Source organism: Burkholderia sp. AU45251 (assembly GCF_030482905.1).
In the GTDB taxonomy this organism is placed as follows: domain Bacteria; phylum Pseudomonadota; class Gammaproteobacteria; order Burkholderiales; family Burkholderiaceae; genus Burkholderia; species Burkholderia aenigmatica.
On the sequence record NZ_JAUJQH010000005.1, the window covers coordinates 209,460 to 229,421 of the forward strand.

At 68.9% G+C, this 19,962-nt stretch carries 22 protein-coding genes; 11 read left to right on the top strand and 11 right to left on the bottom strand.

Going from position 1 to position 19,962, the window contains the following annotated elements:
* The first annotated feature begins 124 nt into the window (after positions 1–124).
* Complete coding sequence (locus tag QZM67_RS14360) at positions 125–2,038, top strand: DUF3857 and transglutaminase domain-containing protein (RefSeq protein ID WP_301804291.1); 1,914 nt, start codon at positions 125–127, stop codon at positions 2,036–2,038.
* Between the two features lie 56 nt (positions 2,039–2,094).
* Complete coding sequence (locus tag QZM67_RS14365) at positions 2,095–2,262, top strand: hypothetical protein (RefSeq protein ID WP_175025813.1); 168 nt, start codon at positions 2,095–2,097, stop codon at positions 2,260–2,262.
* A 70-nt stretch (positions 2,263–2,332) separates the two neighbouring features.
* Here the strand turns inward: QZM67_RS14365 and QZM67_RS14370 are convergent, their stop codons facing one another.
* Complete coding sequence (locus tag QZM67_RS14370) at positions 2,333–3,382, bottom strand: AraC family transcriptional regulator (protein WP_301804099.1); 1,050 nt, start codon at positions 3,380–3,382, stop codon at positions 2,333–2,335.
* Between the two features lie 70 nt (positions 3,383–3,452).
* Between QZM67_RS14370 and QZM67_RS14375 the strand changes: the two genes are divergently transcribed.
* Entirely contained in the window at positions 3,453–4,667 is a 1,215-nt protein-coding gene (locus QZM67_RS14375; protein WP_301804101.1) for an MFS transporter, read from the top strand.
* Positions 4,668–4,697: 30 nt separating this feature from the next.
* Here the strand turns inward: QZM67_RS14375 and QZM67_RS14380 are convergent, their stop codons facing one another.
* Together QZM67_RS14380 and QZM67_RS14385 are read right to left on the bottom strand one after the other, a co-directional pair.
* Positions 4,698–5,543, bottom strand: coding sequence for a helix-turn-helix domain-containing protein (locus QZM67_RS14380; RefSeq protein ID WP_043178360.1), 846 nt, complete (start codon positions 5,541–5,543; stop codon positions 4,698–4,700).
* Positions 5,544–5,590: 47 nt separating this feature from the next.
* On the bottom strand, positions 5,591–6,148 hold the full coding sequence (locus tag QZM67_RS14385; RefSeq protein WP_301804104.1) for a carboxymuconolactone decarboxylase family protein: 558 nt from the start codon (positions 6,146–6,148) through the stop codon (positions 5,591–5,593).
* 417 nt (positions 6,149–6,565) lie between these two features.
* On the opposite strand from QZM67_RS14385, the gene QZM67_RS14390 reads away from it, so the two are divergent.
* The gene (locus QZM67_RS14390) at positions 6,566–6,904 is read left to right on the top strand and encodes a hypothetical protein (protein ID WP_301804106.1); all 339 of its coding nucleotides are present in this window, start codon (positions 6,566–6,568) and stop codon (positions 6,902–6,904) included.
* A 15-nt stretch (positions 6,905–6,919) separates the two neighbouring features.
* Entirely contained in the window at positions 6,920–7,261 is a 342-nt protein-coding gene (locus tag QZM67_RS14395; RefSeq protein ID WP_301804109.1) for a hypothetical protein, read from the top strand.
* Between the two features lie 65 nt (positions 7,262–7,326).
* Here QZM67_RS14395 and QZM67_RS14400 read toward each other — a convergent pair whose 3' ends face one another.
* Together QZM67_RS14400 and QZM67_RS14405 are read right to left on the bottom strand one after the other, a co-directional pair.
* Positions 7,327–8,088, bottom strand: coding sequence for an isocitrate lyase/phosphoenolpyruvate mutase family protein (locus QZM67_RS14400; RefSeq protein ID WP_301804111.1), 762 nt, complete (start codon positions 8,086–8,088; stop codon positions 7,327–7,329).
* Complete coding sequence (locus tag QZM67_RS14405) at positions 8,085–9,131, bottom strand: saccharopine dehydrogenase NADP-binding domain-containing protein (protein ID WP_301804113.1); 1,047 nt, start codon at positions 9,129–9,131, stop codon at positions 8,085–8,087. Before QZM67_RS14405 ends, QZM67_RS14400 begins: the two co-directional genes overlap by 4 nt.
* 117 nt (positions 9,132–9,248) lie before the next feature.
* Between QZM67_RS14405 and QZM67_RS14410 the strand changes: the two genes are divergently transcribed.
* On the top strand, positions 9,249–9,842 hold the full coding sequence (locus QZM67_RS14410; protein ID WP_301804115.1) for a TetR/AcrR family transcriptional regulator: 594 nt from the start codon (positions 9,249–9,251) through the stop codon (positions 9,840–9,842).
* A 36-nt stretch (positions 9,843–9,878) separates the two neighbouring features.
* On the opposite strand, the gene QZM67_RS14415 is transcribed toward QZM67_RS14410, so the two are convergent.
* Positions 9,879–10,346 carry a MarR family winged helix-turn-helix transcriptional regulator gene (locus QZM67_RS14415; RefSeq protein ID WP_301804117.1) on the bottom strand — a complete coding sequence of 156 codons (468 nt, stop codon included), beginning with the start codon at positions 10,344–10,346 and terminating at the stop codon, positions 9,879–9,881.
* Between the two features lie 81 nt (positions 10,347–10,427).
* On the opposite strand from QZM67_RS14415, the gene QZM67_RS14420 reads away from it, so the two are divergent.
* Positions 10,428–10,796 carry a hypothetical protein gene (locus QZM67_RS14420; protein ID WP_043178347.1) on the top strand — a complete coding sequence of 123 codons (369 nt, stop codon included), beginning with the start codon at positions 10,428–10,430 and terminating at the stop codon, positions 10,794–10,796.
* Between the two features lie 88 nt (positions 10,797–10,884).
* Entirely contained in the window at positions 10,885–11,502 is a 618-nt protein-coding gene (locus QZM67_RS14425; RefSeq protein WP_043178344.1) for a glutathione S-transferase family protein, read from the top strand.
* 127 nt (positions 11,503–11,629) lie between these two features.
* Here the strand turns inward: QZM67_RS14425 and QZM67_RS14430 are convergent, their stop codons facing one another.
* From QZM67_RS14430 to QZM67_RS14450, 5 genes are all read right to left on the bottom strand, one after another.
* Positions 11,630–12,352, bottom strand: a complete 723-nt coding sequence (locus QZM67_RS14430; RefSeq protein ID WP_301804121.1) for an HAD family hydrolase — start codon at positions 12,350–12,352, stop codon at positions 11,630–11,632.
* Between the two features lie 22 nt (positions 12,353–12,374).
* The gene (locus QZM67_RS14435; protein WP_301804294.1) at positions 12,375–13,346 is read right to left on the bottom strand and encodes an ornithine cyclodeaminase family protein; all 972 of its coding nucleotides are present in this window, start codon (positions 13,344–13,346) and stop codon (positions 12,375–12,377) included.
* Positions 13,347–13,458: 112 nt separating this feature from the next.
* A complete protein-coding gene (locus tag QZM67_RS14440; protein ID WP_301804123.1) occupies positions 13,459–14,589 on the bottom strand; it encodes a DSD1 family PLP-dependent enzyme in 1,131 nt (376 codons plus the stop codon).
* Between the two features lie 128 nt (positions 14,590–14,717).
* Positions 14,718–15,677 carry a LysR family transcriptional regulator gene (locus tag QZM67_RS14445; protein WP_043178335.1) on the bottom strand — a complete coding sequence of 320 codons (960 nt, stop codon included), beginning with the start codon at positions 15,675–15,677 and terminating at the stop codon, positions 14,718–14,720.
* Between the two features lie 120 nt (positions 15,678–15,797).
* On the bottom strand, positions 15,798–16,712 hold the full coding sequence (locus QZM67_RS14450; protein ID WP_301804125.1) for an NAD(P)/FAD-dependent oxidoreductase: 915 nt from the start codon (positions 16,710–16,712) through the stop codon (positions 15,798–15,800).
* A gap of 146 nt (positions 16,713–16,858) precedes the next feature.
* Between QZM67_RS14450 and QZM67_RS14455 the strand changes: the two genes are divergently transcribed.
* The 3 genes from QZM67_RS14455 (at position 16,859) to QZM67_RS14465 (ending at position 19,960) form a co-directional block, all read left to right on the top strand.
* Complete coding sequence (locus tag QZM67_RS14455) at positions 16,859–17,299, top strand: Rrf2 family transcriptional regulator (RefSeq protein WP_043178330.1); 441 nt, start codon at positions 16,859–16,861, stop codon at positions 17,297–17,299.
* 250 nt (positions 17,300–17,549) lie between these two features.
* On the top strand, positions 17,550–18,122 hold the full coding sequence (locus tag QZM67_RS14460; protein ID WP_301804128.1) for a DUF2760 domain-containing protein: 573 nt from the start codon (positions 17,550–17,552) through the stop codon (positions 18,120–18,122).
* Positions 18,119–19,960: an Hsp70 family protein gene (locus QZM67_RS14465; RefSeq protein ID WP_043178326.1), complete on the top strand. Its 1,842-nt coding sequence runs from the start codon at positions 18,119–18,121 to the stop codon at positions 19,958–19,960. The genes QZM67_RS14460 and QZM67_RS14465 overlap by 4 nt, the downstream gene beginning before the upstream one ends.
* The last annotated feature ends 2 nt before the right edge of the window (positions 19,961–19,962 follow it).

Genomic DNA, 19,962 nt, shown 5'->3' on the forward strand with positions numbered 1-19,962 from the left:
CCCACACTGGTTCGCACGACGGGCACGCGGCGCGCGAGCCGTCATGTGCGCGTCATGCGGATCGAACCGTCCGCGCCGGCGCGTGACCCTGGCGCCCGGCAACGAACGCGCGGAGAGCTTCGACGTGGTGCTTTTTCCTTCCCGCTGGACCGGCCGCCTGCTTGCCTGCGCGATCGCGATCGGCGCCGGCGCAGGCGCTGCCGTGGCCGATGTACGCGACCCAGGCAACGCACTCGATACGGGCACCGACGCGCCCGTCACGATCGTCAGCGATGTCCACGAATTCGTGATCCAGCACGACGGGTCGCTCGACGAGCACGACGACTCGACGCTGCGCGCGAACAACGCGAGCGGCATCGACGCGGTCGCGCAGCGCTACGTGTGGTTCGACAAGAATCTCGAGAAGGTGGACCTGCTGGCGGCCGAGACGATCGACCGCGACGGTGTCGCGCATCCGGTCGGCGCGGACGGCATCCGCGACGTGCAGGAACCGCGCTCGGCCGGCGCGCCGACGTTCCAGGACGGGCTGTTGCGCACCGTCGTGTTCCCCGGCGTCGAAGCCGGGTCCAGCACGCGCGTGGCGTTCCGCAAGACCCGCACGAAGCCGGTCAACCGCGGCTACTTCGGCTACACCGTCGAGCCGTCGCGCGAGCCGGTCGGCAGCCAGCGGCTGATCTTCGACGTGCCGGCCGACATGCCGCTGTACGCGGATGCGCGCGGCTACGTCGCGCTGCCGCCGGTCACTGCGAACGGCCGCACGCGCTACGAATTCGACTACCGGCACGGCCCGTACGACCGCATCGAGAACGGCGCGGTCGGCTACGCGACCTACGGCGACCGGCTCGTCGTGTCGACGCTGCCCGACTATGCGGCGTTCGCCGCGCGCTACCGGAACGCGGCCGTCGATCCGGGCACGGACGATCCGGCCGTCGCGCAACTGGCGCATACGCTTACCGCGGATGCCGCCGATCCGCGCGACAAGGCGCGCATCCTGTACGACTGGGTGCAGGCGAACATCCGCTACGTCGGGCTGTTTCTCGGCGAAACGGCCGCCGCGCCGCATCGCGTCACGGACATCCTGCGCAATCGCTACGGCGACTGCAAGGATCATGTCGCGCTGTTCGGCGCGCTGCTCGCGGCGGTCGGCATCCGCAGCGAACCGGTGCTGCTCAATCTCGGGTCGGTCTACACGCTGCCGTCGGTACCCGGTTACGGCGGCGGCGCGATCAACCACGCGATCACGTGGCTGCCCGATCTCGCACTGTATGCGGACACGACGACGGCCGGCATCGCGTTCGGCTATCTGCCGCCGATCGTGATGGATCGTCCCGCGCTGCTCGTCGACACGGGCGTGCTGTCGCGCACGCCGGCCACGCAGCCGCGCGGCCGCATCGCGCGGGTCGAGATCGATGCGGCCGGGCCCGGCGCCACGCGTTTTCATGCGTACGTCGAAGACGACGGCTGGACGGCCGAACTCGAACGCAACCTGTTTCGCCGCGCGACGCCCGACCTCATCGCGCAGCTCGCGAACGACCGCCTGCGGCAAAGCGGCTTGCGCGGCCGCGCGCAACTGTCGACCAGCGACCGGCGCGTGACCGACGGGCCGTTCGACGTGACGGTCTCGGGCACCCTCGATCATTTTGTGTGGCCCGACGGCACGACCGCATTGCCCGCGCTGTCGAGCCTGACGGGCGGCATCGCGACGCAGGTCGAGCGCTGGCTGGCCGAACCGGTGCGCACGCAACCGTGGGGCTGCATCGGCGGCACGTTCGACGAAACCGGTCAGATCGCGCTGCCGGCCGACGTCGCGGTGACCGACCTGCCGGCCGATACGGCCGTGCACGACCGCTTCGTCGACTTCACGTCGCATTACGTATTCGACGCGGCCGCGCGCGTCGTGCAGGTCACGCGGCGGATGACCGCGGATTTCGGCCGTCAGGTGTGTACGCCGGACGAATTCACGGCGCTGCGCGCGTCGCTCGAACACATCGAACGCGACACGCAGGCGCAGATCGTCGTGCGGGCGAAAGGGCGTTGAACGGGCAGGGGACGTGCGCGCGTCGAGGCCATCGATCGACGTGCAGGAGGGACATCATGACGGAACGGGACTACGAGATCGCCGATCTCTCGAAAGATTTGCTGGGCCGGATCGTGCAGGGCACCGTCGCGAGCGGCGCAGTCGTGGATGCGGAGCAGTGCGCGGCGCTTGCCGTGCAGTGCGCGACGGCGCTGGTCGACCGGCTGGAAGCGCGCAGCGGTTGACGGCTGCCATCATGCGCGGCGGTGACTTGAGCGACGCCTAGCGGCCGCCGCGAGCCTCACGCGCGACGCATTACGCTTCGACACGCACCTCGCCGCCCGCGCGCACCGCGCCCGGCGGCTTGCCCACCACGCGCTTGAACGCGCGGCTGAACGCGGCGAGCGAGCCGTAGCCGAGCCGGTATGCGACGGCCTCGATCGCCTCGTGATCGCGCGTGATCCATTGCGCGGCGAGCCGCATCCGCAGTTCGGTCAGGTAGCGCACGGGCGTCATCCCGGTGGCCGCGAGAAAGCGCTCGGCGAACACCGAGCGTGACACGCCTGCTTCGGTGGCGAGTTCCGCCACGCTCCAGTTGCGGCCCGGGTCGCGATGCAGCGCGACGATCGCGCGGCCGAGCTTCGGCTCGCGCAGCGCCTGCACCCAGCCCGTCGCGTCGCCACATCCGCACTCGACCCAGCCGCGCACGATGAAGGCTGCGACCACGTCCGCGAGCCGCGCGAGGATGCCCGCGAAGCCCGCGCGCGCCGAGCATGCTTCGCGTTCCATCGCGTCGAGCATCGGGCGGATTTCCGGGTAGCGCGCGAGCAGCGTGCCGACGTGCATGAACTCGGGCATCGTGCCGACCAGCGGCTGCATGCCGCCGAGGTCGAGTTCCATGCACGCGCTGAAGATCAGCGCATCGCCGGCGCCCGGCTCGGTCGTCGCGCAACTGGCCGGCGACACGCCGGCCGACGCGACCGACGCCACCGTATCGCAGATCTTCGCGACCTCGAAACCGTTGATCTCGCGGCACGGTGCATCGGGGTCCGACACCAGCGCGTGCATGCCGCCGTGCGGCAGCAGGATCGCGTCGCCGGCCTCGAGCCGCATCGTGTTGCCCGACGCGTCGCGCAGCAGCACCGGCCCGCGCCCGACGAAATGGAACTGCGCGCGGCCCGTCACATGGCCGAAATTCAGCCCGAACGGCCGCGCGACCTGGATGCGGCGGTACTGCACGCCGCTCAGGCGCATCCCCAGCAGCAGCTCGCTGACGAGGTCGTGCACGTCGGGGATGGGTGGCAGCAGGGGCTCGGACATGTCGAGATTCGGACGATCGATCAACAAGAGCGGATTGTATGTCATAGACCGTCCTGGCGTGGTTCCTTACGATACGCCCTCATCAGTATTTTCCCTAACCGACACGGAACCACGCATGAATCCCGGAATCTCCACGGCCGCCTCGACGGCGGCCCCCCGCGAACCGGCCTGGGGCGCGGTATTCTCGATGACGCTCGGCGTCTTCGGGCTCGTCACGGCCGAATTCCTGCCCGCCAGTCTGCTGACGCCGATGGCCGACAGCCTTGGCGTGACCGAAGGCGTGGCCGGGCAGGCCGTTACGGCCACCGCGACGGTCGCGCTCGTCACGAGCCTCTTGATCTCGGCGCTGACGCGCACGATCGACCGGCGGCGCGTGCTGCTCGTGTTCTCGGTGCTGCTCGTCGCATCGAACCTGGCGGTCGCGTTCGCGCCGAACCTGGCGATGCTGCTGGTCGGCCGCGTCGTGCTCGGCGTCGCGCTCGGCGGCTTCTGGACGATGGCGACGGCCACCGCGATGCGGCTCGTGCCGACGGCGATGGTGCCGCGCGCGCTGTCGATCATCTTCAGCGGCGTGGCGGTCGCGACGATCGCGTCCGCGCCGATGGGCAGCTACTTCGGTCACCTGATCGGCTGGCGCAACGTGTTCCTGATCGCCGCCGTGCTCGGCGCCGTTTCGTTCGTGTCGCAGGTCATCACGCTGCCGTCGATGCCGCCGAGCGGCACGACGCGGCTGCGCACGCTGATCGACGTGCTGCGCCGGCCGACCGTCGGCCTCGGGATGTTCGCGACGATCCTCGTGTTCACTGGGCACTTTGCGTTCTTCACGTACCTGCGGCCGTTCCTCGAACAGGTCGCGGGCGTCGGCGTGAACGGGCTGTCGGCGATCCTGCTCGGCTACGGCATCGCGAACTTCGTCGGCACGTCGCTCGCCGGCCGCGTGCTCGAACACCGGTTGCGGCCGATGCTGATCGGGATGCCTGCGTTGATGGTCGTGCTCGGCGTCGCGCTCGTCGCGCTGGGCCGTGCGCCGATGATCGACGCGGTGCTCGTCGCGTTGTGGGGGATGGCGTTCGGCGGCGTGCCCGTCGCCTGGTCGACGTGGGTCACGCGTACCGTGCCCGATGAGGCCGAGAGCGCAGGCGGGCTGATCGTCGCGGCGATCCAGCTTGCGATCGCGACGGGCGCGGCAGCCGGCGGTGTCGTATTCGACGCGAACGGCGCGGCCGGCGTGTTCGTTGCGGCAGCCGTCGTGCTGGCCGTCGCGGTTGCGACGATCGTGACCGGCGTGCCGAAGCGCGTCGGCGTGGTGTCCGTGCCGCTGGCGGAGTGAGTCGCACCGGCGGGCCGCTCGGCCCGCCGCTCAGCGCACCGGTGCGTGCGCGTCGAGCAACTGCCGGTGGCGCGCTTCGGTCGCGTCGTCGGCGGGGAACATGCACTCCATGCGCAGTTCCTGCGCGGCGGCGCTTTGGGGCGTACCCACCGTCGTGACCAGCGAGAAGTAACGCAGCACGACGCCTTCGTGCACGAAGCCGATCGGGATGACCGGCAGCGACGGCGCGGCGGCTGGCGCCAGCGGTGTTTTCCAGTCGCGCGGCGCATCGGGGCTGGCGAGCAGGTCGTCGAGCAGCCGCCGTGTGTCGTCGTCGATCACGCGGCCGACCGATTCGCGCTGCACGCGCTGCAGCAGGCTGCGCGACACGGTATCCCAGTCGGCCAGGAACGGCCGCATGCCGTGCGGATCGAACATCAGGCGCAGCAGGTTGCGCGGGCCGTCGCGCGCGGCCATGTCGATGAAGCAGCCGAAAAAGCGCGGCGCCGCGTCGTTGGTCATCAGCACGTTCCAGTGACGGTCCATCACGATCGCCGGAAACGGATCGTGCTGGCGCACGACCCGTTCCAGCGCGCCGATCACGCCCTGCATCTCCTGCGCGTCCCACGGCGCTTCCGAATACACGGGCGCATAGCCGGCCGCGAGCAGCAGCGCGTTGCGCTCGCGCAGCGGCACGTCCAGCGTCTGCGCGAGCGTCAGCAGCGTGTCGCGGCCCGGCACGCTGCGCCCGCTTTCGATGAAACTGATCTGGCGCTGTGAAATGCCCGCATCGAGCGACAGGTCGAGCTGGCTCACGCCGCGCACGTCGCGCCAGTAGCGCAGCAACTGGCCCAGTTCATGCGGCGGCGCGTGCCGATCGCGACGGCTGGCGTGCATCGTGCCTCCCTCGGCATTCCATGAGCGACCGATCGACTATATCGGACTCACGCGGCGTTCGCATGCCACGCGAATGCGTCGAACGGCGCTTCGAGCATGGGCCGCGTCACGCTGCCGACGTAGTTCGTGATCGTCGAGGCGGCGACCACCGCGATCACTTCCAGCAACTGTTCGGCGCTGAAGCCGGCGTCGAGGAACGACTGCCGGTCGGCATCGGCCAGGCGGCCGCGGGTGTCGATCAGCTTGCGCGCCAGGGCCGACAGCGCGGCCAGTGTCGCGTCGCCGGGCAGGCCGCCGCGGCGGATCGCATCGACGTCGGCGTGGGTCACACCCTGTTTCAGCGCAAGCGCGGTATGGAAGGCGACCGGCCACTCGCTCGCGTTCGTGACCGCGTTGGTGAGCAGGAGCGTCTGGATCTGCGGCTCGGTGAGGCTGCTGGCGTGCACGCGCTCGAACAGGCCGATGAAGCCGTTGATCAGCACCGGCGATGCGGCCATGGCCGCCGCGATGTTCGGGACGATGCCGAAGGTGTGCTGGAGCTGCTGGAGGACGGGCTTCGATTCGGCCGGCGCGGAGTCGATGGTGTGAAGCGGATAGGCGGACATGATGTCTCCCGGGCGATGAGCGCCGCCGGAATGGCGGCGCGACACCCGAAGCGTAGGAGCGGTCGTGTCGTGCGCCAATTACATGGGATGTAATCACCCGGCGTGACGGGGCGGCGAACGGCGCGCATCGATCGCGCGGCACACCCGGGTCCAGCGGGCCGATTCGCGTGGCGCGCGCATGCGATCGTATGATGTGCGAGCATCCGTGGCGCGATGCCGGCGCCGGTGGCCGGAAAGGGCGGGCGATCGTTGGCCGGTGCTGGGGGGAGGGCGCGGTCGCGTTGGCCGTTCGCATGCGCGGCGTGATGGGCTTCCCGGATTTTTCCACGCAACAACTGCATTCTTGAAGCGCTTGGCTCAATGAAGACGGTAATCAACTTCAACTATCTGTCGCCGCTGTACACGTGCTTGTTCATCATGACCGATGACGAGCTGGACGATTTCACCATCAACTCCGATGACGGGCGGGCGTGGCTGCTCCAGCAGATGAAGACCCGATTCGAGCGATACGGTGCCGAATCCCGGTCGCGCGTCGTCGACGCACTGGAGTATGTGCTGGTGTCGGGTTCATGGCTGGCGCACTGGCGTGGCATCGTGCCGCACGCGATTCCGCTGGACGACGTGACCGACAAGGAGAAATATGTTCGCGATGTTTTTCACGTGCTGGCCGGCAGGGCACCCGATCCCGCATTCGACGTTCGCGAGATCGAATTCGACGACACCGTCGGGCGCGACGGTATCGACGTCCGGAAATAGCGAGGCAATCGACGCATGCGCGCGACGGAACGCGAAATGAAGAAGGATAACGAAACGATCGAACTGTCCGGTGAGGAGGCATTGCGTGTGCTCGCGGAGATCGAGTACATCCTCATCTCGTTGCGCAATATCGGCCGCTACTATCACGCTGGCCCGGCAGCCGCTGCCGGCCCGGATCCGGACTATGCGCAGGAAACCAACCGGTTCATCGACGAGGGCCGCGTGACCCGGCGGCTGGCGGAGGTGAGAAAGATCATCACCGCGAAATTCGATCGGTCGCTCGGCGTCGACGACATGGACGACGTCGAGCGGGCAATGGAGCACGTCAAGGTCTGGGAGAAGCCCGGCGATCTGTGACGGCCGGTGCGGCGTGCGGCCGGCATCGCGATGCCGGCCGGCCCTGGATCACGATGAAACGTGCGTCAGCCGCCTTGCCTGACCATCTCCGCCAGCGTCTTCATCGCCTGCAGGTACGGATACGGCCCGTGGCTGATGCGGGCCACGCCGTATGCCGCGAATTCGGCGAGCGTCGGCGTGGCCGTGACGCGCATCACGTTCACCGGCAGCGGCGAGGCGGCCGTCAGCGCACGAATGAGCGCCGGCGAGCGCAGCCCCGGCACGAACAGCCCGTCGGCACCGGCCGCTGCGTACGCGCGTGCGCGGGCCAGCGTGGCATCGAGCAGGCGCTCGTCGTGCGTGTCGGCCGGCGCCTTGAAGAACACGTCGGTACGCGCGTTGATGAAGTAGTCGGCGCCCGCGCGATCCGCAGCCTGGCGGGCTGCCGCGAGACGGGCCGCCGCCGCATCGACGTCGCGCAGTTCGCCCGTCGCCGGGAAGCTGTCTTCGAGGTTGCAGCCGATCGCGCCGGCTTTGATGCTGAGCGCGATCGTTTCGGCGACATCGTCCGGCCGCTCGCCGTACCCGCTTTCGAGATCGACGGTGACGGGCAGGTCCGTCGCACGCGTGATCCGCTCGAGCACCTCCATCATCAGCGCACGCGGCATCTGCTCGCCGTCGACGAAACCGTTGGCCGCCGCGACCGACCAGCTGCCGGTTGCCAGCGCGACGGCGCCCGCGTCGGCCGCCGTGCGCGCGCTGCCGGCGTCCCACACGTTGAACAGCGCCAGCGGCTGGCCCGCGCGGTGAAGCGAACGGAAATATGCGCCTTTCTCATTGCTGCTCATGCCTGTGTCTCCTTGTGGAAAACCGGGTCGGTTGTCGTGCCGAACGATACTGCCACCGAATCGAGCGCCGCGAGAAAATCGCGCGCGTCGAACAGCTCGCCGAGACTACGCACGCCGCCTGACGTCACGGTGTCGCCAGCGATCAGGCGCACGGCTGCCTCGACGATGATCGGTGCGCTGACCGCGTAGATGTCGCGGCCGGACGCCGTCGCGCGGTGCGTCGTGCCGCCCTGCACGACGATTGCGTCCATCGCGAACTGCTGCGCCGAGCGGCCGAGTGAGTCGGTCGCCTCGGGCGGCGGCGTGGCGGCATCGCGCACGTCGCGCAGCGCGAGGGTGGCGAGCCACGATTCGATCGTATCGATGCGCAGGTGACGCGACAGCGTCATCACTTCCGAAAACGGCAGCAGCGTCACGTCGACGCGGCCGATCGGCGGCGGGAACGGCCATGCGCGTTCGCGCGCGGTCGACGGCACCGGCGTCGGCTTGCCGGCCTTCTGCACGAGCCGCACCGCGCGATTGCGTTCGCCGGTCACGCGCGTACCGCGCGTCGGGTGCCAGCGGTCGAGCCCGGTTGCGATGTCGACGCGCTCGATCGGCTGGTTCTTGTCCACGACGGCCGTGACGAGCAGGTCGGCCAGGCCACCGTAGAACGCCGCGGCCGGCACGACGGCCACGCCCGCGGCGCGCGCCCGCGCATCGCAGTGTTCGGCCAGTAGCCGCACCGACGGCTGCTCGGCGGTCAGGTCGAGATAGGGGATGCCGGCCCGCAGCGCGGCATCGGCCAGCGGTAGCGCGGTATCGAGGTACGGGCCCGCGGAGTTGATCACCGCGGCCGCGCCGCGCAATGCGGCGTCGAGCGCGGCCGGATCGTCGATCGCGGCGACGCGCGCGAGCGTCGTGTCGCCGCCGTCTTCGGCGAGCCGCGCGGCATCGCGGCCGATGCGGATCGCGCGCAGGCCCCGCCGCGCCAGTTCGGCGACCACAAACCGCCCGGTATGACCCGTGGCGCCATAGACTGCAACCGTCATTCGATCGTCCATGATCAACTCCGCTACAGAACGGTCTGTTTTATAGTACAGACCTGTAGCGTCGTCAAGCGCGCGGTGCTATGATCCGATCACTGTTGCGGTAGGGGCGGCCAGCACGGCCGGGTCGGGATGAAAAAGGAAACAGGTCCATCAGCGAACGCGCCCGATACGCGCGAACGCATTCTGCAAACGGCCAGTGAGCTGTTCTACCGGGAGGGCACGCGCGCGGTCGGCGTGGACCTGATCGTCGCGCAGGCAGGCGTCGCGAAGACGAGCCTCTATCGCCACTTCGCGACGAAGGACGACTTGATCGAAGCGTTCCTGCTGCGCGAGGACGCCGATTTCTGGGCGCATTGGGATGCGGTGGCCGCGCAATACCGGCGCACGCCGCGCGAGGAACTGGATGCGCAACTGCAATGGCTCGGTGAACGCATTGCGCGCCCCGGTTATCGCGGCTGCCCGCAGATCAACATCGCCGCCGAATATGCGGACGGCAACCATCCGGCCCGCAAGGTGGCCGTCGCGCACAAGCAGGAGCTACGGCGCCGGCTGACCGAGCTGGCGGGGGCGATCGGCGTCGACGAACCGGAAACTTTCGCATTGCGGCTCGCGACCGTCATCGACGGTGCGCTGAGCAGCGGGCAGGCGCTGCATGCGCACGGGCCCGTGGCCTTTCTGCAGGAATTCGCGCAACTGCTGCTGCCGAAGAAGGGCCGGAAGTAAGCGTCCTTGCCGCAGCGATCCGCGCGCCGGTTCGGTTCAGTCGCGCGCGGCCGGATCGACCGACAGCGTGCGCAACTGGCCGCGCAACTGATCGACTTCCTCCGGCACGAACGGCCGTTCGATCTCGGCATGCGCTTGCTGCCACAGCGGAAACGCTTCGGCCAGCAGGTCGTTCCCGGCCGACGTCAGTTCGAGCAGGCGGCTGCGCCGGTCGTCCGGATCCTGCGCGATCGTGACGAGGCCGCGCCGCTCGAGCGGCTTGAGCGCGGCCGTGAGCGTGGTGCGGTCCATCGCAAGCAGCGACGCGACCGATTTCATCGGCGCCGGCTGGGGCCGGTTCAGCGACATCAGCAGCGAAAACTGGCCGTTGGTGAGATCCAGCGGGCGCAGCACATCGTCGAAAATCCGCGCAAGATTACGCGCCGCGCGCTGCATGTGCAGGCACAGGCAGCAATCGCGCACCATCAGCGTCGTTTCGAAAGGGAGCTTTTCTTTTCGTGCCATGTTGCAATTGTGTTGATATCAACCTATCTTGTCAAGGTCGAGGCGCGGCAGCCCGTCGCGTCCGTCACCGGAGGAGACAGCATGAGTGCTCAACAGCAGTTGTATCTCGCGGTATTTCTCGGGACCAAGGATAGCCCGGCCATGAAGGCCTGGATGGCGCTGCCGGAGGACGCGCGGCGCACGCGCGAGCGCGACGGCATCGCCGCATGGCATGCGTGGGTCGACCGGCATCGCGACGCGATCGTCGAGATGGGCGGGCCGCTCGGCAAGACCAAGACCGTCGATGCGGCCGGCGTCACGGACACGGCGAACGCGATGAGCGGCTTCACCGTCGTGCGGGCCGCGTCGCACGAAGCCGCGGCCGCGCTGTTCGAAGGCCATCCGCATTTCACGCTGTTCCCGGGCGTGGCGATCGACGTGATGCCGGTGCTGGCGATTCCCGGCGCGTGAACGACGGGCGAGGCCGCGCATCGCGTATCGGCGATGCGCCGTGGCCGGCAAGTGGAGATTTTCCCGACATTCTGGATGGAGACTGGCGATGAAGCTTTACGGATTTGCCGGCACCCGCTCGCAACGCGCGCTGTGGGGGCTGAAAGAACTGGATGCCGATTTCGAGTTCATCTCGGTGAACCTGCTCCAGGGCGAGCACAAGCGGCCCGAATTCCTGCGCCTCAATCCGGCCGGCAAGGTGCCCGTGCTGGTGGACGGCGACCTCGTGATTCCCGAGTCGGCCGCGATCGTGCTGTATCTCGCGGACAAGTACCCGGAGAAGGCGCTGCTGCCGGTCGATCCGGCGCTGCGGGCCGAGGCTTACCGGTGGGTGATGTTCGCGGTGACGGAGCTCGAGCAGCCGCTGTGGCGGATCACGCGGCATTCGTTCATCTATCCGCCGGAGAAGCGCTCGCCGGCCGATATCGAACTGGCGCGCGAGGATTTCAAGACGATGGCCGCGATCCTCGACAAGCATCTCGAAGGGCGCGCGTTCATCGTCGGGGACACGCTGACGGTGGCCGATTGCGTGACGGCCTACCTGATCGATTGGGCCGGCGAGTGCAACCTGATCGAATCGTTCCCGCAGCTGCGCGCGTATCTCGAACGGCTGTATGCGCGGCCGAAGGCGCCGCAACGGATCGCGGACGCGCGCAAGGCGGCGTGAATGGGCGGCGGCCGGTCATGCGCCGCATCGGCGTGGCCGGTCGTTCCATTTGCGTCATCGGTGAACGGTGGTCAGCCGCGTGTCATGGCGGGGAAGCGTGCGTCGCGAGTGTGACGCACGCAGGCGCTCACGCTACGGTGTCAGGCCCGCCGAGCGCGCGACACAGCATCGACAGGTCGCTGAGTGTGAGGTGCGGCGTCGCGGCCTGCTGCTGAACACACTCCGTTTCCGGATGCGTATCGCGCACCACCCACGCTGCCTGAAGTCCCGCGTTCAATGCGCCGACGATATCGAGGTGATAGTCGTCGCCGACATGCAGCAATTCCGCCGGCCGCACATCGAGCGTTTGCGCCGCCGCATGGAAGATCCCGGGCTCCGGCTTCGCGACTCCGAACGCCTGTGCGCTGAGCGTCGTACGAAAGAATTCGCCGCCGCCGGTCAACTGAAGATCCGCGTTGCCGTTGGTCACCGCGATCAACGGGAAGCGCGCGCTCAACCACGCGAGTGCCGGCAGCGCATCTTCATAGAATTCGACCCGGTTGCGTGCGGCATAGAAGGCGGCGTACGCATGCTCGGTGAGCGCGGTATCTTCGTTCGCACGCTCCAGCGCCAGCCTGATCGAGCCGATTCTCATCGCGCGGAAGTCGCCGGCGAGCCCGGGGCGCAATCGTTCGTATTCCTCACGTAGCTCGCTCAGCGCCTGCTGCGTGGGCAGCACGCTCGCGGTACCGGGCGCATGCTCGATCAGCCACGCGCGGAGGGCGGCTTCGGCCCGTACGACGGCCGGCCCGAACGGCCACAGGGTGTCGTCCAGGTCGAACGAGAGGGCGGAAACTTGGGTGAGACGCATGGCGATTGACGGGGAATTTCGTTTACCAGGGCCACGGAATGGCGATTCCGGTGCCGTTTTCGAGGGCCTGCTGATACAGGAAGCGTGCGACGGTCAGGTCCTGAAGCGCGAGCCCGGTCATGTCGAAGACGGTGATCTCGTGCGGTGCGCGCTCGACCGACGCGGTTCCGGTGAGGATGTCACCGATTTCCGTGCGTGGCAAATCCGGCGCCCACTGGCATTCGCCAATGCTGCGCGCCTGATCGTGATCGTCCACGACGATGCGCGCGCGTGCCAGCACGCCTGCCGGAAGCTCGCGCTTGCCGGCGGTGTCGGCGCCCACGCAGGTCAGGTGGGTGCCCGGCTGAACCGCATCCGCATCGAACAGCGCGCCGCCGCCCGGCGTTGCCGTGATGACCACGTCGCTGTCGGCCACCGCGTCGTTTTGGTCGCGGGCCACGCCGATCGTGCATCGTTCCCGGAAGGCCGATTCGAACACCGGATCCGGTTCGCCGCTGACGTTCACGTACTGCACCGTGCACCGTTGCGGCAGCAGCGCGAGCGCGTAGTCGAGCTGGACCCGTGCCTGCACGCCCGTGCCGAACACGCAGATTCGCGTGCTGTCGCGACGCGCGAGCAGTTGCAGCCCGAGGCCGCCGGCCGCACCGGTTCGCGCGGTGGTGATCGCATTGCCGTCCATGATGCATAGCGGGCGTCCCGTGGCCGGGTCGAACAGCGCGACGGTGGCCTGATGCGGTTCGCCGCCGAGCGCCCGGTTGCCGGGCCAGAACCCGGCCGCCTTGAAACCGAGCAGATCCTGGCACGCGACGTCGCCCGACTTGATGCCGAACACGCCGCCGGTGTGCAGCTTCTCGCGAACCACCGGGAACACGCGTCCGGCCCGTTGACTGTGCAGCACGAAGGCTTCGCGAACCGCCGCCGTTACTTGCGGGGCCTGGAGGGCGGGTTCGACGGCGTCGCGGTCGAGAAGCAGGAGTCGGGCGTCTGTCGGCATGTCGGGTTGGCCTTTCCGGTGCAAGGCGAATCGGGGAGGGAAGTTTAAATTTTGTCCAGATTTGGATAAATAGTCAATTAATCGGTGGCGCGGCGTGGACGCGCGGTTGGATTCACCACCCATAGAAGCGCGGCCACGTCTGCGCGCCGCCGTCTTCGCCGATGGCCTGATACTCGGGATGTTGCGCGCCGGTGGCGCACGCGTGATTCGGCAGGATGCGCAGGCGGGTGCCGATCGGAAATCGTTGCGCGATGCCGGAGTCGGGCGAGCCCGCGCGCGACACGATCCCGTGCTCCTGGTTGGCGGCGCTCATCACGTAGTCGCCGAGCACGTCGCCGTGTTCGGTGCAGGCCTGCCCGTAGCCGAAATCGCGCGCCTGGCGCTGCGTGCCGCGGTCGCGGCTCATCGCCATCCAGCCCGCGTCGACGATCGCCCAGCCTTTCTCTTCCTGGTGCCCGATGACGGTGGTCAGCACCGACAGCGCAATGTCGGCCAGGTCGCACACGCCGATGTTGTGCATCACGAGGTCGAACATCACGTACACGCCGGCGCGCACCTCGGTGACGCCGTCGAGGTGTTGCGCCGCGAGGGCGGTGGGTGTCGAGCCGATGCTCACGACCGGGCAGGGCAGCCCGGCGGCCCGGAGGCGCTCCGCCGCCCGCACGGTGCGGCTGCGTTCCTGCTCGGCGATTGCCGCCAGCGCTTCGGGCGTGTCGTATTCGTAGCTGGAGCCCGCGTGCGCCAGCACCCCGCCGAGCGCCATCCCGCCGTCGACCAGCGCGCGGCCCACGTCGATCAGCAGGTCGGCCTCGGGAGGAATCCCGGAGCGGTGGCCGTCGACGTCGACTTCGATCCATACGTCGAAGCGCTCGCCGTGCGCATGCCCGAACTCGGCGATCGCGTGCGCGGCCGGCAGGCTGTCGGCGACCAGCTTCAGGTCGCAACCTTGCCGGCGCAGCGCGAGCGCCTGGCCCAGCTTCGCGGGCACGATGCCGACCGCGTAGACGATGTCCCGGATGCCGTGCGCGAAAAACTGTTCGGCTTCCTTGAGCGTCGACACCGTGATGCCCTGCGCGCCCGCTGCGATCTGCGCATCGGCGACGTGCGCGCATTTGGTGGTCTTGACGTGCGGCCGGAACCTGACGCCGAGCGCGTCCAGATGCGCCTGCATGCGGCCGATGTTGTGACGCATGCGGCCGACGTCGATCAGGGCGGCCGGCGTGTTGAGGGTTTGAAGGTCCACGATGCGTTGCCTCGGAGGGTTGCCGATGCGGACACTGTAGGGGCGTCGACGGGCCCCGTGTTTAACGCATGGCTAATCCGGCATTAAACGCCGCTTAATCGATCGAGTCGTGAGGGTCGTGGCGCGGCTCACGCCTTGCCGCGCCACGGCGGCGGGCTCAGAAACCGCGTCGCGGCTTCGAGAAACACCCGTTGCCGCGCGGAGCGGCCGGTGCGCGACGGCAGCAGCGCCGTCACCGGCGCGGGCGGCAGATGCCAGTCGGGCAGCAAGCGGACGAGCCTGCCGTTCGCCAGCAGCGGGGCGACGTCCCACTCGGAGCGTTCGACGATCCCGAGGCCGGCCAGCGCCCATTCCGTGATGACGGTGCCGTCGTTGGAGGACAGCGCGCCGGTGACGCGGATCACGGCGGACCGCCTCGGCTCGCCCTTGACGTCGCCGCCTTGCGAGAAGCGCCATCGCGGGATGTCCTCGTCGTTCTCGCGCAGGCACAGGCAGTCGTAGCGGGCCAGGTCGGACGGATGGTTCAGTTCCTTGAGGCGGCGTGCATAGGCCGGGCTCGCGCACAGAAAGCGCGCGTTGGGCGCGAGCGGATACCCGATCCACGACGACGACTTGAGGCTGCCGACGTGAACGACCACGTCGGCCCCCGACGCGCCGGTCAACGGGCTCTCCGACAGGTGGAGCGCGATGTCGAGCTTCGGATGCGCGCGTTGCACGTCGCGCACGATCCGCGCGACGTACTTTCGCCCGAAGCCGAGCGGAGCGACGACACGCAGCGTGCCGCGCACGTCGCCGTGGTCGCCCGAGATGCTGACCGGCAGCGCCTCCACGCGCTCGAGAATGTCGACGGCCTCCTGGTACAGCCGTTGCCCTTCGTCGGTCAACGCGATCCCTTTCGGCTGCCGCACGGCGAGCCGTGCGTTCAAGCGCGCTTCCATCCGCTGCAGGCGAATCGTGACCGCGGGCGGCGTGAGATCGAGCAGCCGCGCGGCCGAGGCCAGCGAGCGCGACGTGCCGATCGCGCGCACGAGTCGAAGGTCGTCGAGGTCGAGCATTTCATGTCTCTTAATGCTGGATGTGCCGAGCATTAAACCGCACATCGCGACGCGAATCCATCGATGCGGATGGGGATGCGGATCGCGGTGACCGCGTATCGAATCGGATCGCGTCGCCGCTTCGAACGATACAGCCCGCGGCGCCACGCACCGTTACCGGTCGAGCCCGAAAATCAGCGACCGGTGCGCGGCGACCCCGGCCATCACACCGGACGCCGACGCGAACGTCGCGTTGGACATCGGTGTCGATGCGTCGCCCGCAACGAATACGCCGGAGACGCTCGCCTGCTTCCCCGCATCGACGCGAACGACCGGGCCGAGCGGCCCGTCGTCGAATGCGCAGCCGAGCTGCTGCGCGAGATCGCTCGCCATGGCCGTGCGCGCACCGACGAACAGCGCATCGATCGGCACGACCTGCCCGTCGGCGAGCCGCAATGCTTCGATACGCGGCGCATCGCCCAGGATTTCAACGACCGGCGACCGCTCGATGCGTACGCTGCGCGCCTCGAGCAACACGGTCTCTTCGTCGTTCGCTTCGGCCACGCCCTGCGTGAACCACGTCGTCGGGCCCCAATCCGGAATCAGGATCGCCTGATGCACGGATAGCGGATGCGTGGCGAGCACGCCGAGCCGCTGGCCGCTCACCTCGTACCCATGGCAATACGGGCAATGCAGCACGCTGACGCCCCAGCGTTCCGTGAGCCCCGGCAGCGCCGGCAGTTCGTCGCGGATGCCGGTTGCGAGGATCAACCGGTCGGCGCTCGCACGGCTGCCGTCGGCCAGCGTCACGTGAAAGCGGCCGTCCGCAGCGCGCCCGGCCGTGCGTACGTCGCCCGCGATGCGCCGCACGGTCGGATACGCGGCGAGTTGCGCGGCGGCTTCGTCGACGATCTGCGCGGGCGGCTTGCCGTCCTGCCCGAAAAAGCCGTGCGCGTGCGCGGCAAAGCGGTTGCGCGGCCGGCCGGCGTCGATCACGAGCACGCGGCGGCGCGCCCGCGCAAGCTGCATCGCGGCCGACAGCCCCGCAAAGCTGCCGCCGATCACGATCACTTCATGACGGTCATGCATGCACCTTCTCCTTTCCTGAACCTGCGTGAATGACGGACGTGTTCCGATCACGGCCAACCCAACTCATGAAACACGAGAAGTTGCATGATAGGGCGATGGTATCATTCACGCAACTTCAAAAGTTTCGAGAGAGGGGAGCGCCGCTTGTGAGAACCGACAGTCGCTTGTCGCGCATGCTGCATGCGCTGATCCACATGGACCAGGTCGACGGCCCGATGACGTCCGAAGCGATCGCGACGATGCTGTGCACGAATCCGGTGGTCGTGCGGCGCTTGCTCGGCGGCTTGCGCGACCGCGGCTACGTGCAGTCGGAGAAGGGGCATGGCGGCGGATGGGTGCTGAGTGTCGCGCTCGACGACATCACGCTGCTCGACGTCTATCGCGCGGTGGGTGAGCCGCCGCTGTTCTCCGATCTCGTCACCGACGACGAGGCCGAATGCCTGGTCGAGCAGGCCGTCAACGCACACCTGTCGGCGACGCTGAAAGAGGCCGAGACGACGCTGCTGGCCCGCTTCGGCGAAGTCACGCTCGGCATGCTGTCGCGCGAATTCGAAGCGAAGGCGGCCCGGCGGCGCAAGCCGCGCTGACGCGCCGCAGCATCGCGGCCGAGCGTGGCCGACGTGCGATCCGGCACGGCCGAAACCGCTGCGTCGCAACGTTCTGTCCCCCAACTTCTGCCCGGTTCGCCCGCCACAGGGCAAAATACGGGTTTTCCGCACCCGCGAGGGCGCGACCGAATCACGCGCCGGGCGGCGGCAGTGCGCAATCCGCACGCCGCCGCCGGGCGCCCAGGCAAGATCGCTCGCCATGTCGCGAGCCCACAGGAGTCCAGACCTCATGCCCGAATCCAACCTGTCCTTCTTCGGCCGGCTGTCGCTTGCCGTCGGGACGTTCTTCTCCGTGCTCGGCAACCGCGAGTTTGCGGCCTGCGTGCTGCGCGTGCGCGATGGCGCGCCGGCGCCCGCTGCCGCCCCGGCCCCGGCGCCTGCCGCCGCGCCCGTGAAGGCGCCGGCACCCGAGCTGCGCGAAGCGACCCCGCAGGCCGCCCTGCAACTGCTCGGCCTGCTGCAGCGCGATGCGCGCTTCATCGACTTCGTCGAGGAAGACATCGCCGGCTACGCGGACGCCGACATCGGCGCGGCCGCGCGCCTCGTGCACGACGGCTGCCGTGCCGCGTTGCGCGAACACTTCACGATCGTGCCGGTGCGCGACGAAGCCGAAGGCAGCCGCGTGACGCTGCCGGCCGGTTTCGACGCGACGGCCGTGCGCGTGACGGGCAACGTGGTCGGCTCCGCGCCGTTCACGGGCACGGTCAGCCATCGTGGCTGGCGAGTGGCCGACGTGCGCCTGCCGAAGCTGACGGGCAGCAACGACGCATCGGTCGTCGCACCGGCGGAGGTGGAACTGTGAGCGATCCGCGCTATTCGATCGGTATCGATCTCGGTACGACCCACTGCGCGCTGTCGTATGTCGACAGCGCCGCGAGCGACGGCGAAACCATCACGCAGCAGGTGCTGCCGATCGCGCAGCTCACCGCGCCCGGCGCGCTGGAGTCGCGCGACCTGCTGCCGTCGTTCCTCTACCTGCCGCATGAAAGCGAACTGACGCAGGGCGACCTGACGCTGCCATGGACGGCCTCGCGCGCCTTCGCGGTCGGCGAGATGGCGCGCACCCGCGGCGCCGGCACGCCGATCCGCCTCGTGTCGAGCGCGAAGAGCTGGCTGTGCCACCCGGGCGTCGACCGCCGCGCGGCGATCCTGCCGAGCGATGCGCCGCCGGAAGTGTCGCGCGTGTCGCCGCTGGAAAGCTCGATCCGCTACCTGACGCACCTGCGCGAAGCGTGGGACCACACGCATCCCGACGCGCCGTTCGCCGACCAGGACGTGACGGTCACGATCCCCGCATCGTTCGACCCGGCCGCGCGCGAACTGACGGCCGAGGCCGCCCGCGCCGCCGGCTACTCGCGGATGACGCTGCTCGAAGAGCCGCAGGCCGCGCTGTACAGCTGGATCCAGAAGAGCCAGGGCGGCTGGCGCAAGCAGGTGCAGGTCGGCGACCTGATCCTGTGCGTCGACGTCGGCGGCGGCACGACCGACCTGTCGCTGATCGCGGTGGTCGAGCGCGAAGGCAATCTCGAGCTGCATCGTGTGGCGGTCGGCGAGCACATCCTGCTCGGCGGCGACAACATGGACCTCGCGCTTGCGCATATCGTTGCGCGCAAGCTCGCGCAGCAGGGCACGCAGGCCGATCCGTGGCAACTGCGCGCGCTCACGTACGCGTGCCGTTCCGCGAAGGAAACGCTGCTGTCCGACCCGACGACCGACGCGGTGCCGCTCGTCGTGCCGAGCCGCGGCTCGAAACTGATCGGCGGCTCGATCCGTACGGAGCTGACGCGCGCGGAACTCACGCAGACGATCCTCGAAGGCTTCTTCCCGCAGGTGGACGCAGCCGCGCGCCCGGTGAGCCGCGCGCGCGTCGGCCTGACGCAGCTCGGCCTGCCGTATGCACAGGACGCGGGCATCACGCGCCATCTCGCGGCGTTCCTCGGCCGCCAGGTCGCGGCGCTCGACTCGCTCGAAGGCGTGCAGCGCACGCTGCCGCCGGGCGCGACGTTCCTGCATCCGACCGCCGTGCTGTTCAACGGCGGCGTGTTCAAGTCGACGCTGCTCACGCAGCGCGTGCTCGATACGCTCAACAGCTGGCTCGCCGCTGAAGGCGCGCCGCCGGCCCGCCTGCTGGAAGGCGCGGATCTCGATCTCGCGGTCGCACGCGGCGCGGCGTACTACGGCTTCGTGAAGCGCGGCCGTGGCGTGCGCATTCGCGGCGGCACGGCGCGCGCGTACTACGTCGCGATCGAATCGGCGATGCCCGCGGTGCCGGGGCTCGAACCGCCGGTGCAGGCGCTGTGCGTCGCACCGTTCGGGATGGAGGAGGGCTCGGACGCGGCGCTGCCGCCGCAGGAGTTCGGCCTCGTCGTCGGCGAACCGGTGCAGTTCCGCTTCTTCGGTTCGTCGGTGCGCCGCCAGGATCAGGTCGGCACGCTGCTCGACTACTGGTCGCCGGAGGAGCTGCAGGAGCTGGAGGAAATCCAGGCGACGCTGCCCGCCGAAGGGCGCACGGTCGGTGAGGTCGTGCCGGTGAAGCTGCATGCGCGCGTGACCGAAGCCGGCACGCTCGAACTCGAGGCGATCCCGAGCGGCACGAACGAGCGCTGGAAGGTCGAGTTCGACGTGCGCGGCGCCGCCTGAGC

Bases quoted from the DNA above. Each gene is read 5' to 3' on its own strand.
- QZM67_RS14370 (WP_301804099.1), bottom strand. From the start codon at position 3,382: ATGACATACAATCCGCTCTTGTTGATCGATCGTCCGAATCTCGACATG.
- QZM67_RS14405 (WP_301804113.1), bottom strand. From the start codon at position 9,131: ATGGACGATCGAATGACGGTTGCAGTCTATGGCGCCACGGGTCATACC.
- QZM67_RS14425 (WP_043178344.1), top strand. From the start codon at position 10,885: ATGAAGCTTTACGGATTTGCCGGCACCCGCTCGCAACGCGCGCTGTGG.
- QZM67_RS14365 (WP_175025813.1), top strand. From the start codon at position 2,095: ATGACGGAACGGGACTACGAGATCGCCGATCTCTCGAAAGATTTGCTG.
- QZM67_RS14375 (WP_301804101.1), top strand. From the start codon at position 3,453: ATGAATCCCGGAATCTCCACGGCCGCCTCGACGGCGGCCCCCCGCGAA.
- QZM67_RS14450 (WP_301804125.1), bottom strand. From the start codon at position 16,712: ATGCATGACCGTCATGAAGTGATCGTGATCGGCGGCAGCTTTGCGGGG.
- QZM67_RS14385 (WP_301804104.1), bottom strand. From the start codon at position 6,148: ATGTCCGCCTATCCGCTTCACACCATCGACTCCGCGCCGGCCGAATCG.
- QZM67_RS14395 (WP_301804109.1), top strand. From the start codon at position 6,920: ATGCGCGCGACGGAACGCGAAATGAAGAAGGATAACGAAACGATCGAA.
- QZM67_RS14445 (WP_043178335.1), bottom strand. From the start codon at position 15,677: ATGCTCGGCACATCCAGCATTAAGAGACATGAAATGCTCGACCTCGAC.
- QZM67_RS14380 (WP_043178360.1), bottom strand. From the start codon at position 5,543: ATGCACGCCAGCCGTCGCGATCGGCACGCGCCGCCGCATGAACTGGGC.
- QZM67_RS14460 (WP_301804128.1), top strand. From the start codon at position 17,550: ATGCCCGAATCCAACCTGTCCTTCTTCGGCCGGCTGTCGCTTGCCGTC.
- QZM67_RS14415 (WP_301804117.1), bottom strand. From the start codon at position 10,346: ATGGCACGAAAAGAAAAGCTCCCTTTCGAAACGACGCTGATGGTGCGC.
- QZM67_RS14400 (WP_301804111.1), bottom strand. From the start codon at position 8,088: ATGAGCAGCAATGAGAAAGGCGCATATTTCCGTTCGCTTCACCGCGCG.
- QZM67_RS14390 (WP_301804106.1), top strand. From the start codon at position 6,566: ATGACCGATGACGAGCTGGACGATTTCACCATCAACTCCGATGACGGG.
- QZM67_RS14420 (WP_043178347.1), top strand. From the start codon at position 10,428: ATGAGTGCTCAACAGCAGTTGTATCTCGCGGTATTTCTCGGGACCAAG.
- QZM67_RS14435 (WP_301804294.1), bottom strand. From the start codon at position 13,346: ATGCCGACAGACGCCCGACTCCTGCTTCTCGACCGCGACGCCGTCGAA.
- QZM67_RS14430 (WP_301804121.1), bottom strand. From the start codon at position 12,352: ATGCGTCTCACCCAAGTTTCCGCCCTCTCGTTCGACCTGGACGACACC.
- QZM67_RS14410 (WP_301804115.1), top strand. From the start codon at position 9,249: ATGAAAAAGGAAACAGGTCCATCAGCGAACGCGCCCGATACGCGCGAA.